This is a genomic window from Phyllobacterium brassicacearum (assembly GCF_003010955.1).
GTDB classification, from domain to species: domain Bacteria; phylum Pseudomonadota; class Alphaproteobacteria; order Rhizobiales; family Rhizobiaceae; genus Phyllobacterium; species Phyllobacterium brassicacearum.
In genome coordinates, this window is the sequence record NZ_PGGO01000007.1 from 98979 (window position 1) to 114564 (window position 15586).

Annotated in this window: 15 protein-coding genes; 3 read left to right on the forward strand and 12 right to left on the reverse strand. The window is 56.1% G+C overall.

All coding sequences use genetic code 11. The features are described 5' to 3' along the window. The first annotated feature begins 37 nt into the window (after positions 1 to 37). On the forward strand, positions 38 to 1312 hold the full coding sequence (locus CU102_RS11025) for an MgtC/SapB family protein (RefSeq protein ID WP_106711149.1): 1275 nt from the start codon (positions 38 to 40) through the stop codon (positions 1310 to 1312). A 20-nt stretch (positions 1313 to 1332) separates the two neighbouring features. On the opposite strand, the gene CU102_RS11030 is transcribed toward CU102_RS11025, so the two are convergent. From CU102_RS11030 to CU102_RS11045, 4 genes are all read right to left on the reverse strand, one after another. Next, positions 1333 to 2088 (reverse strand): ABC transporter ATP-binding protein, encoded by a 756-nt coding sequence (locus CU102_RS11030; protein WP_106711150.1) that lies wholly within the window; start codon positions 2086 to 2088, stop codon positions 1333 to 1335. Next, positions 2082 to 3149, reverse strand: coding sequence for a FecCD family ABC transporter permease (locus CU102_RS11035; RefSeq protein ID WP_166648374.1), 1068 nt, complete (start codon positions 3147 to 3149; stop codon positions 2082 to 2084). The genes CU102_RS11030 and CU102_RS11035 overlap by 7 nt, the downstream gene beginning before the upstream one ends. Further along, entirely contained in the window at positions 3149 to 4243 is a 1095-nt protein-coding gene (locus CU102_RS11040; protein ID WP_245425306.1) for an ABC transporter substrate-binding protein, read from the reverse strand. The genes CU102_RS11035 and CU102_RS11040 overlap by 1 nt, the downstream gene beginning before the upstream one ends. Before the next feature lie 90 nt (positions 4244 to 4333). After that, entirely contained in the window at positions 4334 to 5467 is a 1134-nt protein-coding gene (locus CU102_RS11045) for an ABC transporter substrate-binding protein (protein ID WP_106711153.1), read from the reverse strand. A 105-nt stretch (positions 5468 to 5572) separates the two neighbouring features. Between CU102_RS11045 and CU102_RS11050 the strand changes: the two genes are divergently transcribed. After that, entirely contained in the window at positions 5573 to 6382 is an 810-nt protein-coding gene (locus tag CU102_RS11050) for a class I SAM-dependent methyltransferase (protein WP_106711154.1), read from the forward strand. Positions 6383 to 6457: 75 nt separating this feature from the next. Here CU102_RS11050 and CU102_RS11055 read toward each other — a convergent pair whose 3' ends face one another. The 6 genes from CU102_RS11055 to CU102_RS11080 all read right to left on the reverse strand — a co-directional run bounded on the left by CU102_RS11055 (position 6458) and on the right by CU102_RS11080 (position 13998). Next, entirely contained in the window at positions 6458 to 7798 is a 1341-nt protein-coding gene (locus CU102_RS11055; protein ID WP_106711155.1) for an MBL fold metallo-hydrolase, read from the reverse strand. Beyond that, on the reverse strand, positions 7780 to 9612 hold the full coding sequence (locus tag CU102_RS11060; protein WP_106711156.1) for a gluzincin family metallopeptidase: 1833 nt from the start codon (positions 9610 to 9612) through the stop codon (positions 7780 to 7782). The genes CU102_RS11055 and CU102_RS11060 overlap by 19 nt, the downstream gene beginning before the upstream one ends. 142 nt (positions 9613 to 9754) lie before the next feature. Then, positions 9755 to 10414: a peroxiredoxin gene (locus CU102_RS11065; RefSeq protein ID WP_106711157.1), complete on the reverse strand. Its 660-nt coding sequence runs from the start codon at positions 10412 to 10414 to the stop codon at positions 9755 to 9757. A gap of 219 nt (positions 10415 to 10633) precedes the next feature. Next, complete coding sequence (locus CU102_RS11070) at positions 10634 to 11545, reverse strand: HlyD family secretion protein (protein WP_245425297.1); 912 nt, start codon at positions 11543 to 11545, stop codon at positions 10634 to 10636. 108 nt (positions 11546 to 11653) lie between these two features. Further along, the gene (locus CU102_RS11075) at positions 11654 to 12934 is read right to left on the reverse strand and encodes a glycosyltransferase family 2 protein (RefSeq protein ID WP_106711159.1); all 1281 of its coding nucleotides are present in this window, start codon (positions 12932 to 12934) and stop codon (positions 11654 to 11656) included. Then, complete coding sequence (locus tag CU102_RS11080) at positions 12931 to 13998, reverse strand: TackOD1 domain-containing metal-binding protein (RefSeq protein ID WP_280951895.1); 1068 nt, start codon at positions 13996 to 13998, stop codon at positions 12931 to 12933. Before CU102_RS11080 ends, CU102_RS11075 begins: the two co-directional genes overlap by 4 nt. On the opposite strand from CU102_RS11080, the gene CU102_RS11085 reads away from it, so the two are divergent. After that, positions 13900 to 14214 (forward strand): hypothetical protein, encoded by a 315-nt coding sequence (locus CU102_RS11085; RefSeq protein ID WP_106711161.1) that lies wholly within the window; start codon positions 13900 to 13902, stop codon positions 14212 to 14214. The two genes, CU102_RS11080 and CU102_RS11085, sit on opposite strands and share 99 nt — an antisense overlap. Positions 14215 to 14701: 487 nt before the next feature. On the opposite strand, the gene CU102_RS11090 is transcribed toward CU102_RS11085, so the two are convergent. Both CU102_RS11090 and CU102_RS11095 read right to left on the reverse strand, forming a co-directional pair. Continuing rightward, complete coding sequence (locus tag CU102_RS11090) at positions 14702 to 15220, reverse strand: SixA phosphatase family protein (protein ID WP_106711162.1); 519 nt, start codon at positions 15218 to 15220, stop codon at positions 14702 to 14704. A gap of 65 nt (positions 15221 to 15285) precedes the next feature. Then, positions 15286 to 15570, reverse strand: coding sequence for an acylphosphatase (locus CU102_RS11095; RefSeq protein WP_106711163.1), 285 nt, complete (start codon positions 15568 to 15570; stop codon positions 15286 to 15288). Positions 15571 to 15586 lie beyond the last annotated feature (16 nt).

A 15586-nucleotide genomic window follows, 5' to 3' on the forward strand; every position in this document is an offset into this window, starting at 1 on the left:
ATTGACGAGAGGGGAGTATCGGGCGGATATTCCTATCATGGAAGACTTTGAAATATTTCAACGTATGGGATTGGCGATCGCGATCGGCGCAGCTGTCGGCGTCGAGCGACACTGGCGTGAAAAGGATGAGGACGACGGTAGCCGCACCGCTGGAATCCGCACATTTACGCTGATCGGCATGCTGGGCGGCGCAACTGGCCTCATCGAGCATTCGATCACGCCTCCCGGAGGTTTCTCTGGAATAATCATCATCGGGTTTCTGATTACACTTACTTTCGTATTCACGCTGTTTCAGTTGCGTGAGGCGATTGCCGAGCAAAATTATAGCGTGACATCTGTGGTTGCGGCGATGCTGACATTCGCCTTCGCTGTTGTCGCCGTCCTTGGAGATATGACGGTCGCTTCGGCAGGAGGGGTTACGCTAGTCGCCGTGCTCGCGGGCCGGGATTTTCTGCATGCAGCCATGCGAAAACTTCGCTGGACGGAACTGCGTTCAGCGGTGATTCTTCTCGCCCTGACGTTCGTCATCCTTCCGATTGTCCCGTCCGAGCCAATCGGACCATTCGGTGGCATTTCGCCGTCAAGAATCCTCACGATGGTCATTGCACTCGCTGCAATTTCCTTTTGCGGTTACGCCGCCGTGCGCATTCTCGGAAGCGCCACGGGGGAAATCGTCGGAGGAGCCGTTGGAGGTTTGATTTCGTCCACGGCAACAACAGTTTCGAACGCTCGCCGGTCTTTAACAGAAGACCTGGCCCGGCCTCTCGCTGCCGGAGCCATCAGTGCAGGGGGTGTCTCCATGCTTCGCACCATGTTCCTGGTGGCCATGTTGGCACGTCCCCTCACCATGCTGTTGCTGCCCGTGCTTGTTGGTGGAGCGGCGACCATGTTGGGATACGCCTATCTGATAGCAAGACGGAGCGCTGCGGAACATCCCGAGCTCAGTGTGAAAAATCCCTTCGACCTCGTCGAGGTCGTCAAAATGGCATTGCTGCTTGTCGGGGTCGGATTTCTCGTTCGCGTTGCGAGCCAGTTCTTTGGCGATGGGGGCCTGCTGATTGCTTCCGCATTGTCTGGTCTTGCCGACGTGGATGCCGCGACAGTAACGGTTACAGGCATGCTCTCAACGCTTTCACCTCAAACTGCATCACTGGCAATAGGTCTTGCGGTGCTTTCCAATACCGTGGCCAAGGCTGTCTATGCGTCGGCCTTGGGAACGGTCAGGTTTGGCGTTCACGTCTGGATCGCCTCGCTCCTGGCGATAGCCGTGGCAGGCATGTGCTGGATGCTCGTGCAACTCGGTGAGTTGTGATTGCGACAGGCGTGCTTCGGCTAGGTCAATGATCCGTCGACAATAATGACAGGCCGTCCCTGCGAACAATTCTCGATCCGGGCATCGACGCGATATATGTCGCGCAGCAGCTCTTGCGTAATAACGTCGCTGGTCGGACCGCTGGCGATCATCGTTCCATTGGCGATGACAATTGTATTGTCGCAGTAGCGCAAGGCATGGTTGAGATCATGCAGTGCAATCATCACGGCCATGTTCGAGCGGGCAGAGAGGCTCTTCATGAAGCTGAGGACTTCCACCTGACGAAAAAGATCCAGCGCCGATGTCGGTTCATCCATTAGCAGGATTTCCGGTTTGCGCACGAGTGCCTGGGCAATCGATACGAGTTGCCGCTGACCGCCAGACAATTCGCCGAGGCTGCGGAAGGCGAGATCGTCGATCCTCAGCGCACTGAGGATACGGTCGATTTCGTGTAGTTCGCTGTCATGGACTTTCCAGCCTGAACCCTGCTTGGATGCGAGCAGAATCGACTCGTAAACGGTAAGCACTGCGTTGACTCCCGTGTCCTGCGGCATATAGCAGATGGTATCCTTGCCCTCGGCGGTGCCGGACAGATGCACGAGGCCCGGTCCCGACGTCAGTTCGGCAATGCGCTTGAACAGGGTTGATTTGCCTGCCGCATTCGGTCCGATCACAGCGGTCATGCCGCCGCCAGACAGCAATCCGGTGTTCACCCCGGAGAGGACGATGCGTTTGCCGTATCGGGCCCCGAGGCCTTCAAGCGCCAACCCTACCATGAACGCCTCCGATGTGTGAAAATGAGCGCAAAGAAGAACGGAACGCCGACAAGTGCCGTGATGACGCCGATGGGGAGGACAGCGCCTGGGATGAGCGTCTTGCTGACGACGGAGGTGGTCGACAAGAGAAGCGCACCGCAAATCACCGACGCCGGCAGGAAGAAGCGTTGATCTTCACCGACAAGCATGCGCGCGATATGCGGACCAACAAGACCGACAAAGCCGATCGTGCCGACGAAGGAAACCGGTATGGCGGCGAGCAGGCTCACCGTCATCATGGTCTCAAGCCGCAAGCGGCGAACATTGATGCCAAAACTGGCTGCCTTGTCTTCGCCGAGCCGCAAGGCCGTCAATGCCCAGGCGCGGCGGGCGAAGAGCGGGAGTGTCACAACGAGAACTGCCGCGGTGACCCAAACCTTTGGCCAGGTGGCCTTGGTAAGGCTTCCCATGGTCCAGAACACGACTGCCGCGAGGGCCTGCTCGGAGGCGAGATATTCGAGCAGCGACAGGAGCGCATTGAAAGTAAAGACCAGGGCGATGCCGAGAAGGACGATAGTTTCAACGGTCACGCCGCGCATGGTTGATGCGAAATGGATGAAAAGCGCTGCCAGCATCGCCATAAGGAAGGCGTTGACCGGCACCATAAACTGCGTTGCTACCGGAAATACTGCGATCCCGCCAACCAGGGCGAGTGCTGCGCCGAACCCGGCCGCCGCGGATATGCCAAGCGTGAACGGGCTGGCCAGCGGGTTTGCGAGGATCGTCTGCATCTGCGCGCCTGCAACCGAAAGCGAGGCTCCGACGGTTACCGCCATCAGAGCAATCGGCATTCGGATATCCCAGATGACAACCCGAAGTTGGTCGCTGACTGTACTCGACTGGAACAGGGCCTTAAGCACATCGGAAAGCGCGTAGTTTGCCGGGCCGAGCGCCATGTCGATGGCGACAGAGAGGAACAGTGCAATGCACAAGCCGCCAATCAGCAGCAACCGGCGCAAGACCAGGGCACGGTAACGACCGTGCCCTTCTGCGGCTGCAATTTTATCTGCCACAGTGACCATCACTCTCCACCGGAAGGAAGGGACACGAAGTATCCCGGCTTGTAGGTGACCGGCAGGAACCGTTCATGGAACTCCCGGAAGGTCTTGTCGGGATCGATGTCGGCAAACAACTCGGGATGAAACCATTTGGCAAATTGCTGGATCGGAATGAACTCGTACGGAACACCGTAGAACTGGTGCCAGGCGGCATGAACCTTGCCATTCTTTACCGCTGCGAGGCTGAAGAAGGCGGGGCGCTGCATCAAGGCTTCCAGCTTGTTGCGGGCGTTGGCAGGATCAGCGCCGCGTCCGACGTGAACGAACTGGTTGATGTCGGATTCGGCTGCCCAGTTGGCGCCCGTGACGATCACATGGTCGGGATTGCTGACGATGATCTGCTCGGGGTTGAGATCGCCAAAGGTGGTTTTCAGCACGTCGTTCGCGATGTTATGGCCGCCTGCCTGTTCCACCATCTCACCAAAATTGGCTGGCCCGAAGGTACGGCAGCACACATTGTCTCCGGAGATTCCGGGAGAGCGTTCAATGAAGACCTTGGGGCGTACCAGGTCGCTTGTTCTGGCAAGGCGATCGGTGACGAGCGCAATCTGGGCGCGGCGATAATCGATGAATTCCTGTGCTTTCGCGGGCTCGCCAAAGATGCTGCCGAGCAGTTCGACGCTTATTTCACTGTTCTTGGCCGGATCGACCCGGAAATCGAGATAGACGATCGCGATACCAGCAGCGGCCGCCTTTTCCTCGATACCGGATTCCTGAGCGGACTTTTGCGCCTCAATGTTAAGGGTCAGCACGTCCGGCTGGAGGGCGATTGCTCCCTCCAAACTGAAGGTACCGCTTGGAATATAGCCGACTTGTGGCAGGTCCTTGAGCGCCGGAAAACGCTCAAGGTAAGCTTCATATGAGTCCGGGTCCTTCTTGATCATGTCATCGCGCCAGCCGACGATCGTGTCGAACAGGTGCTCGCCCTTCAGTGCCGCGATCACATGGATCTGTCGCGCCTCGCCAACCAGGACGCGCTTTGCCGGCAGTTCCAGTTCGACCTTTCGCCCTGCCACGTCGGTAATGACGGTCTTTTCAGCAGCGGCTGGAGTTGCCATTGTCAAGATGGCGGCCACGAAAGCCAGGAGCGTTGTCTTCAATGTCATGATCTGCAAACCTCTTTAAAGAAAGCGGGGAGCCGCTGCGCGCTAGCCTTCGGCGCGCAGAGAGACGAAGTAGCCTTCCTTGTACGGAAGCGGCAGAAAACGTTCATGCAATTCCTTAAACGTCGTCTCGGGATCCAGATCCTTGAAGAGATCCGGGTGCAACCACTTGGCGATCTCCTGGATGGCGACGAACTGGTAGGGGTTGTTGTAGAACTGGTGCCAGATGGCGTGGACATTGCCCTCTCTGACCGCCTTGACGCCTGTGAAAGCAGGACGCTTCGTCAAGTTCTCCAGCTTGCGGAGCGCTTCCTTTTCGTCCGCGCCGTAGCCGACGCCGACCCAGTCACCGCCGGGGACATAGCCCTGCCAATTGCCGCCGGTGATGATGATCTGATCCGGGTTCGAGGCTATGATCTGCTCTGGATTGACCGTGCCAAACGTGCCTGGAATGATGTCCTTGGCCATATTGGTGCCGCCAGCGAACTCGACCATTTTGCCAAAGTTCTCATTGCCAAATGACATGCAGCAATCGTCAGAATAGCCTCCGGCACGCTCGATGAAGACAAGCGGTTTCGCCGGATTTTCCCGGGTCAGAATGTCAGTGACCCTGGCAATATTATCGGCGCGGAACTTGATGAATTCCTCGGCCTTTGCTTCCTTGCCGAAGAGCTTGCCGATAATGCGCATGCTCGGTTCGGTGTTTTCCATCGGCTTTTCGCGGAAGTCGACATAGACCAGCGGTATACCCACTTTGCCGAGTTTCTCGATGTAGCCTGCTTCTTCCGTTGCAGTCTTGGCGTCGACATTCATGATGATGACGTCCGGCTTCAATGCGACCGCCTGTTCCACGTCGAATGTCCCGTCCTTCATGCCCCCGAAGGTCGGGAGTTTGGCAATGTCGGGATATTTCGCGAGATAGGCAGCGTAGCTTTCGGGATCCGCCTTTGTCAGATCGTCGCGCCAGCCGACTATACGCTTGAACGGTTCATTCTTATCGAGCGCAGCGACGAAATAAATCTGCCGGCCTTCCCCAAGAATGACATGTCCGACTGGAGCGTTGACTTCAACATCGCGCCCGGTCACATCCTTGATGGTGATCTTTTCCGCAAGAGCATGGTCGGAAAAGAAAATGGTCAGACCCATGGCAGCCAAAGCCGCCTTGCCAAGAAAACGCATTCTTCGTAACTCCAGTGGAAAGCTGATGCGTTCTATTATTTCATGACTTTAACCGTCAACATTTATCTTTTAGAACGCTTCCAGCCAAACCCACAGGACGTCACGATGGACAACCTAGCGCACGGATCCAATTTCAATCTTCGTGACGAAATCAAAGCCTATTGGTCGGAGCGTGCCGCAACCTTTGATCAGTCGCCCGGGCACGAGATATTCTCCGAGGACGAGCGTGCCGCATGGCACCATCTCATCCTCAGGCATCTGGGCGAGGGCAGGGGGCGTAAAGCACTTGATCTCGCCAGTGGAACAGGTGTCGTGTCACACCTCATGGATGACCTCGGCTTCGAGGTAACAGGGATCGATTGGGCGGAGCCAATGCTTGAGCTCGCACGCGCCAAGGCCAAAGCCCGGGGACGCAGGATTGCTTTCCGTCTGGGCGATGCCGAGAACACGATGGAGCCAACGGACCAATACGATGCCATCATCAATCGGCACCTGGTCTGGACGCTGGTTAATCCAGCTGCCGCCTTTGCCGAATGGCTTCGCATCCTCAAACCCGGCGGTACATTGCTCATCGTTGACGGGGATTTCGTCAATTCGAACCGGTTGGAGCGGCTGATCGTCCGATTTGCCACTGTTTGCCAACACTTGGGAATCGTGAAGGCCGACGCGGTCCGCTCGCCGGATCTTTTGGACACCCATCGCAATATTCTCTCTCGCGTGCATTTCTCAAAAGGCGCACGCGCCGACGCCGTGGCGGACTTGCTGCGTCAGACAGGCTTCGCCGATGTCGCGATTGATACGAACATGCGCGCAATCCACCGTGCACAGTCCAAGAATTTCAGCTTGCTGAAGGGATGGGCGAGGACTACTCAACATCGGTATGCGATCAGAGCCCGAAAAGGACACGACCGCTAAGTCGCGTCCCTGATCCAGACATGCGCCGGTATCGGGCACTGATAAGGTCGGCTCGTACGGATGCGCTGGCCTGAATTAGCTCTCAATCTCGATGTCGACAAAATCATTGCCGCTCAGGGCATTCTCGCAATCTGTCCGCCAAGGTTGAGGGGCATCGAGCCAGTTCTTTTCGAACTCGTCATATTTCGGAAGATCGAAAGCAGCGACTCCGAGACGCTGCTGATAATTCCGTACGTTTTGAACGCGCCTGCCAAGCTCCTTGAGAAGTTCCGAGCGTGGTATCGTTTCGTAGTTCTTGCGTTTTGTCGATACGGCAGCCTTCGCCGTGGGGCGGGAATTGTTGGCCGGCAAGGGTAATATGGCATCGAGTATCGCACTTGGCTCAGTCACCTGCCCATCGGCCTGATCGTTCCAGGGTGTCGCATTCTCGCTGCCGTGATGGCCGATCTTCAAGAAATCGATCGCGGCGTTCAGCTCTGGCTTGCGCTGGTGCCACATGACGTTCCAGGCACCATTCGCCTTCGCCTCACGGAAGGTCGTATTCCATTCTGCATCGCCGACGAAGAGCAGCCGCTTTCCTTGCCATTCGATGAGAAGGACAACGCTTGTGTTGTTGGTGACGGTGCTCGACAATTCAGCAAAGGCGAAAGCACCGGACATCATGCGGGATTGCAGCTGACGGAAATCTGATTTGCCGATGTTTGCGGGAAACATTTCTGTTTTCTTCTTTGAAGTGTTCCGCAGGCTCACGATGGAGGAGGAGAACCCGTGAAGTATTTCGTCGGAATCCTTGCCAAGATAGAAGTGATCGATGTCGCGTTCCGGACTGAGGACCTTGATTGTCGTGCCGGTCAGCGACGATAGCCCGAGCTCGGCTGGCGTCATCCCGGCGTGAACATAGGTTGGCGCAATACCATTGGCCGCAGGCAAGGTCGTTCGCAGGGCTTCCGTGGCACCATCATTGTCAATGCCGTAGAGCGCGACAAGGTCCTGCAACTCCGGACTCAGGGCAACATTCATGCGCGCGATGTTGCGCATGGCAATCGTCGCCATGTCATGCAGCTGATGGGTCGCTGAAGCCTGCGGATGCGCTGGGTCCATTGCCGCACTCATCCAGATGTTCTCAATCTTGATGCGCTTGAAGAACTCCGGATCGAAGCCGGCAATGTGGTCCTTGTGCTCATGCGTGACAACCAGCAGATCGAGACGCTTCTTGCTGTTCCCTGCATCGGGCAACATGGTTTGCAGATTTTCGATTGCGGCCTTCAGGTGGATGATACCACCGACCGATCCGCAATCGATCAATATGTGAAAATCATCGACCATGTTGCCGACGGTGTGTGCTTTCGGAATACGGCAATACAAGCAGTCGCCGACCTCAACATTATAGGCCCTGACTAGGAGCTTATCTGCCATGAGCGGCCTCCCAGCACATCATGTTCATCGTCGTGGATGCCAATGTGGGGTGAGAGTTCAAACCGCACCGCTCCGTTGACCGTGCGCGATGTAAGAGGCGCCACGCTTTTCGCCAGCAATCCTCTTTCGCCACCGATTGCTGTGCCTATACGTCCTGCTTTGATGCGCTGCGCCAAGGCGGCAAGAAAAGCGTCACGTCGTTTCTTGCCTTCCTGGGCTTCCTCGTCAGCCGCTTTGCCTGGGCGGGCAAGTGGAAGAGTACCAGGCTTGCGCGCCCATGCCAGGACGTTGCCGTTTTCATCGAGGGCAAGCGTACCTCCGCAGAGAAAGCTCGCTATCTGCCCGTTGAAGCGGCCAAACTCATCACCCTTGAGGATGATATCTTCCCGCCAGATGTACTGAAGCAGAATTTGCCTGGGCTGCCGTCGCGCCTGCCGGGTGAGTTTCTGAGCCGTGCAAAGTTCAGCGACGACGATGTCAGCGCCATAGGGAATGAAGAGTGCTTTGCGATTATCATCGAGGAAGCGATATGCTTCGGCACGAGAACTCGCAATCCTGTCGACGTCATAGAAGACATCCAAATCCAGACGATCGAACACATGATGCGAGATTTTGAGTGCGGCAGTTTCGGATGGTTCGAGGATGCCCCGGCGCTCGAAAACATCAAGCATCATGACGCGGTAGCCGTCGGGGTCCGTCGGATTGGCGATCTCCTCAGCGCGCAACACGGCCAATGCGTAGTCCCGGAAAGTGACGTCAACGGGCGGGAGCAGATCGAGTGGCTGAACAGCCATGTTCTGCATGCGCTGGATAGTATCCCAGAACGCCTGAGGCACTGTGCGATTTCTTTCGGCCACATAGTATTTGGACAGTCGGAGGACGATGTCGAACATCGCTCCAGTGAGGACCTGCGACATAAAATGCGGTCGCTGATCGTTTGCGACGTCCGCATATTTCAGATCGTTTCTGGCGCTGCGCAGATAGGGCTTGTTCACAACATGCTTGCCGAACTGCTCGGCAAGCTTCGAAAGCGTGCTTTCACTCTCCAGATCCCCTTTTGTTTCGGCAATGAGTTGCTGACGAAAGGCGTTGTTGCGGAATGTGATCAAAATGGCAGTGAGGTCGCCCATGAATTCATGGAATGCTGCCGTCTCCGGGAGAACGGATTCGATGAAGTGTGGCCGTATCCCGTCCAGCACGGCGTGCCCGAATTCGTGATTGATGATGTCGGTCGAGAGACACGTAAAGATGCGCTCCTTGTCGCGGTCGAAGTAGTAAAACTGCAACGATTTGCTCTGCCGGTCGTAGAAGGCGTTCTCACCATAGCCAGCATGGGGAACGACGATCAATCGGCTGCCTTCAACCCCCCACAGAATGGGTCGTCCAAGGCCAAAACCATTCTCGAAAAAGTCCAGCGCACGTTGCAAAATCGCCCATACGTTAACCTGGTGAAACTGCAAGGAATCCTTGTTGTGCCGATTGAGAGTTTTTCCCTTCGGATCGACGAAGGCGTTGAGCTTTTCGTCCCAACGTGCCGGAGGTGACAGCATCTCGGTGCTGCCGTCATAATCGACGACGGCGAAACGCGCGCTCGTTGGTCCATCCCCGATACCGGGCTCCCAGGGAACGAAATTATCTTCGTCAAATGCTAGCTTGGGGTTTTCTTCGGCAACCAGTGGATCTTGAAAATAGACATCAAAAGGGATCCGAAGCTTCAACGCTTCCTCAAGTGCACGGTCAAGAAACTGACGCGCCGCATAGAGACCTGTCCGCTCGATGCGCGTAACCTTTAACTCTCGGCTTTTCTTTGCCATTCCTGTACCCTTCAGGAAGTCGACGGGTCTCTTCTCAAAAAGCAGCAGTATTCATCACTATCAGATTGCTTGGGCATCCGATACAAGCTGCCGGGCCCATGTTCATGGTCCGGCAGGTTCCCTTGGCAAAGATTGATTGCGCTCAGTTTACCGGCTGTTTGGTTTTGCGCAGATAGGGCAGCACGCGCTCGAATGTGCCGAAGCGTTGTGTAGCATCCTCGTCCGACACCGCCGCCGTGATGATGACATCCTCGCCCTGTTTCCACTGGGCAGGTGTTGCCACCTGATGCTTCGCGGTCAGCTGGATGCTGTCGATGGCGCGCAATATCTCATCGAAATTGCGGCCGGTCGTCATCGGATATGTGATCGTGAGCTTCACTTTCTTGTCGGGGCCGATAACGAAAACGGAACGCACGGTTGCGTTGTCGGCCGGTGTGCGGCCCTCCGATGTGTCGCCTGCCTCGGCCGGCAGCATATCGTAAAGTTTTGCTACCTTCAGGTCCCTGTCGCCGATGAGGGGATAGTCCACCTCATGACCGGTCGCGGCCTTGATGTCAGCCTTCCACTTGTCATGGCTCTCAACGGGATCGACCGAAATGCCAATGATTTTGGCGTTTCGTTTCGCGAATTCGGGGGCAAGCCCAGCCATGTAGCCGAGTTCGGTCGTGCAGACCGGTGTGAAATTCTTCGGATGGCTGAACAGCACGGCATAGCTGTCCTTGATCCAATCGTGGAAATGGATTTCTCCCTGCGTGGTCTCGGCGGTGAAATCCGGTGCAGTATCGTTTATACGAAGGCCCATCGTCGTTCTCCAGCTTCTTTGTAAATGATCGACACCCAGAGCAATGCGGGCTGAACAGCGGGGCGCATTGCGTCATTTCAATGCCAGTTTCCTAGCGTATCATGACCAGCCTCAAGTGAACACATCGGTGTCAACCCGCGGCGAATTTAACGGTCATATCGGGCCCGTATTCGCCAGCCATGATTTGAGAGCCTCAAGGGCCCCCCGGCTGCTCCAGGACTACTGTACCCAGCACCAGCCGGCGACGCAGCCTCGAATGACCACTTTCTGGGTCATTGCAAATGGGTGATTTTCGGGCAGTGCGATGCGGATCAGGCGGGACCGATCACGCGGCCGAAGCATGTTCTGGAATTCTGCAGGCAATGCATCCGCGATGGGCAATACCTTTTCGATCGTTCCGGTTGTGCGGTTGTTGCCACCGCTAACCTCGACCTTCATGCCCGCCGTGATCGGAAAGAGATACTGTTCAGGCAAATAAGCAAACAGATAGGACTTGCCTCCATTGATTTGAAGCAGCTCATCCCCCAGGCGCACGACCTGTCCCGGGACCGGGATTTTGGAGCCTACGACTCCCGACGCCGCTGCTCTTATCTTGCCCTGATTATAAATCCCTTCCAGCTTGCTGACCGCATCGGCGGCGCCTTGCCTGGACTTCTCGACAACCCGAAGTTCGTTTTCCGTGACCGTGGCCTGAGCTGTTAGCCCGGAATAACGTTCTGCGGCTTGAAAATTGGCCGTCAGAGCTTCGTCGCGCCTCTCGCCCAGCACGAGGCCTCGTGCGGAAACCCGGTCAAGGCGAGCAACTGCGTCGTTGCTTTCACGCGCCGATCGCTGCGCCAGCGGCAAGAGTTGCATGATTGTGGTCGCCTTCCCGCGCAATTCGCCTTCCCTTACGGCAAGTTCGCTCGTGCGGACTGAAAGTTCGGCAATCTCCTTCACCATCTCGAAAGATTCGAGCTCAACGAGGGGCATTCCCTCGGTAACGCTGTCCCCTTCGCTGACGAGTACCTTGGTGATTGTCGCCGGATAGCTCGCGGAAACCGCAAAACGCTGGTTCAGGACAATACCGTCCGCCGACAGTATGAACATGCTACCGACCAGATAATTGCCGAGCCAGAGAGCAAACGCCACCAAAACTGCCAAGTATACCGACCTGCCCAATCTTCCGGATGCAGATCGTTGTTGCCTGTCGAGGTTATCGATGCGTAGTCTTTTTCGGATATATTTCATTTGGGAGCCTCACCATGCACGTTCGTGACGGACTTTTAAGGGGGTGTAGTTGTCCCGGTGGGATCCGGAGAAAAACCACTCGTCGATGTAGGCCAGGAGGCGCACGCTTCGCATCACGTAAGACATGAATATCGAGTAGCCGGGGAGGAACAGCAGGTTTCGCCAGAAAGTGTCACGCCCGGTCGTCCAGCACGATAGCGCCAGCATAAACGCGTCCAAGGTCAGCAGTGCGATTTGCATCGCAATCAGGATCGGAATAGCAAGCGCACCGAAATTGATCGCAACCCAGGCAACGTAGACGGGAAATATGCAAGTCCCGACAACATTGAACAGCACGAAGTCGCACTGATGAAAGGCTTCGGCCAATCGAAACTTCGGATTGAACGGATTCAGTAATCGGCGATGTTTACGAAACCGGATCCATACCGCGTCGCGCTCCCAGCGCAGGCGTTGCCGGATGTAGCTATAAACGGTGACGGGAACATCCGTATAGCATACGGCATCCGGCACATAGGCAATGCGCCACCCCGCCTGCCTCAACCGCAAGGTGACATCGAGATCCTCACCGCCGCCAACGTCCAGCCCGCCGACCTCGCGCAGGGCTGTCCGGCGAAACGCACTGAAGGCGCCAGAGGCGCATGTCACCTGGTTGATGGCTGCGCTGAACCGTTTGCCAACGGAGATGGACTCCAGATATTCTATTTCCTGAAACTGCGAAACGACGCTGGAATTCGCATTGCGTGGGGCAATGTCGCCACAAGCTGCACCAACCCTTGGGTCTTCAAACGGCTTCAGAAGCTGCTCGATTGCGAACCGGTCGAATGAACAATCGCAGTCGATATTGATGATGATGTCGCCTCGCGCGATCTCGCATGCGAGATTGGTCCCGCTCGCCTTTCCGCCTCGAACGCCCGTGGAAAGAATGCAGGTGGCCTCTCCGTTCCGTACCATTTCCCGTGCGACCTTGCTCATGCCATCCGTTGAGCCGTCGCTTACGATGACGATCTCAAAATCTGAAAAGGACTGTTCCTTCAAGGAACGAACACATGCACCGATTGAGTCGGCCTCGTTGTGACCGATGAGAACGATACTTACCCCGGCGGGCGCAATCTCCTGAATCGTGGGTGCCGGGTCATCGCCGGAGGCGCGATTGCGCATCGTGACGGCGGCAAAAGCAAATGGCAGAACGTATCTGGGGACATCAAAGATCAGCGTGTACCAAAAGACCGCAACCAGGCTTGCGGTTGTTTGGTTGAGAAGAAACGACAATCCAATATCGAGATCGTTCACCGCTCTGTTCCTTCACGTCCAGACCACAATACCAGCAACGTAGGATGCAGCTTGTCGAACAGGACGGACTCAGAACGATTCAACATGCTCGCCGAGTAGGCACCCAGCCCGGTTTCGTCGACACCCAGGAAAAGCACATAATCCCGGTCGTGCGATGAGTGGACGGATGCATTGTCGCCGAGTAATCCCTGAAGATTATCAGCCAAGAGTTTTCGCATTGAACGGAAGGCCGCTTCGCCTTTGTTTCGAAGCAAGTCGTCCCGCGCGCCGTACTGGATTTCCGCGACGACGAAATCAGGTGCGCACTCCTTGGAGTGGGAGAGCTGAAGAACTCTCCTCTGGAGTTCATCGGGGAAGGCCTGCAACAGGGCCTTGGGGAAATACTCGACTTCGGCCGTTTCGGTTGCGAGCAATGCTCCAGCTTGATCCGACAAGGAGTACGAGAAGACGTCAGTTACGTTGACCGCATCGCCATCCACCCGCATTCCGCAATCCTGGCAGACGAAGCCGATCGCAGGTTCCGAGGTTGTCTTTTGGCACCGGCCGCAGAATTCGACACGCCCTGGTTTGTCGTAGTCCTTGCCATAGTGGCGCAATTGCTTGCTGCACTTCGGGCAAACCAGCGCAGTTCCCCGACGAAAATCGTCTTCCGGGCTCAGCTTTGCGCAGCTATAGTGATGGATCAGATCCACTTCCGACAGATTCGGCGAATGGCAAGCCGGACATTCCTCCCGAACAATCAAACGATGGGAATGGCAGCCCGCGCATTCGTGATGCCGGTCAAAAAAGCTCCGTTCCAGCCAACCTTTGTCGGCAAGCGCCTCCGCGACCAGCATCGTCGAGCGCGTATTCGGAAAGCCCTTATAGGCAAAGTAATATGGGGAGTCCGGCTGTCTCACCGGGGTGAGGTCGTCCCCTGATACGAACAGGTATGCAAGCATACGTACGGCTGGTGAACTGGGTGAATGAAACCGGTACGACAGACGGGCCCGCCGCTCGGAGAACTGCTTGATGCGAGACGCGGTTTCAACCCAGGATTGAGCGTTCCTCAGATTGAAATTCACGTCCGCGGCGGGGCTGGATTTTCCGGTTACATTTATTACCGGGACGAGGAACAAATCGCGCGCGCTGCGGAACTTGTCCAGGGCAAACAGCTGCTTGTCATTGGTCAGCAAAACAGCGTCGACGTCGCCGTTGTCGACAACATCAAACACTTCGCGAAGGTAGCGCGAGTGCGGGACGACTGCGTCCGGAAAAAGCGCTACACGCGGGATCCGTAATCCAAATTGACTCCACACTGCATGACAGTGATCGATTGTTGTATGTCGTTCTACTAAAGGGCTGCTGGCCGGTGCAATCGAGGATTCAATCAGTGATACGTTACTACTTGACACGATTATACCTTTCCGAGAGCTCTTTTAAAGCTGTGGCCAGACTACAAATTGTGGAGGGCGGTTGATAACGTCTTACAACTTGCAGAGCAAAATAAGCACGCTGTCAAAAGCAGTGTCAAGCACCTTAAGACTTCATTAATCTTTTTAATAAACGGCGTATAATACTTATTGTTGATAGATTAGTATTCCAATTAGTTCTGCAATATTCTCTGACCTGCGGATCTTGATCAAGAAAGTCATGCATCGAGATTTCGTTAGCCAACGGCATTCTTAACGGCCGCCAGTGGCCGCAAGGACTGGATTAAGCTCCGTGCTCCCCATCCGCAGACAGGCTATAGATGTGACGCAGAGCCCAGCGAGCCGACCGTGTGTGCTACCTGCCTTGAACGGATTTCGGCGTTTCAAATCGTTCGAGTTGGCCAAGGTGCTCGCGCAGCTCTGTCCAGGCCGCGATATCAAAATCGATCACGGCAAGTCCGGCCGTCGGGTATTTATGCTGTAGCCTTGACATGTCTGCCGGTCGCGCTTCTCCGATGAGGCTGAGCGCGAGTTCGTGAAAGCCGGGATTGTGTCCAACGAGCAGCAGCACACGAACATCGGGCGGGGTTTGTTTGATGGTTTCAAAGATCGTGGAAGGCGCGGCGTCGTAGATGCGCGGTTCGATCTTCTCGGGAATATCCTGCTTGAAAGCGGACCGCGCGAGCTGCCACGTTTCTCTCGCACGGCGCGCCGACGATGTTACGACGAGGTCGGGCCGGAGTTTCTCTTTGGCTAGGTATTGACCCATCCGCGGGCTTGCCAGTCGGCCGCGTTCGGCAAGCGGCCGATCATGATCATCGACCCGCTCGGGCCAATCCGATTTGGCATGACGGAAGAGTATTATGCGACGCATTAGAATCGGCCCCAAATATGACAACGTCACCATATCGTGCGGCGTTGCCAAAGGACACAATCTCGTTAGCCTGTGATGCTGAATGTGCCTGGGATGTCGCCGATTTTGGCGGTCTCGAATACTACGCTGGCAACCGACGCGCCGGGTGGTCCTTTCCAGAACTGTGCCAGCATCATTTCTATCGCCGCATCCGACCCGGCAACGAGTGCGGCGACGCTACCATCAGCTTCGTTGCGTACCCAACCCGTTAGTCCGAGTTTTTCCGCTTCCATCCGCGTCCAGACGCGAAAACTAACCCCCTGAACCCTTCCTCTTATCCGGACGAGTATTGCCTTGCGTTCACCCGGCACCGGCGTCTCCTCGTAG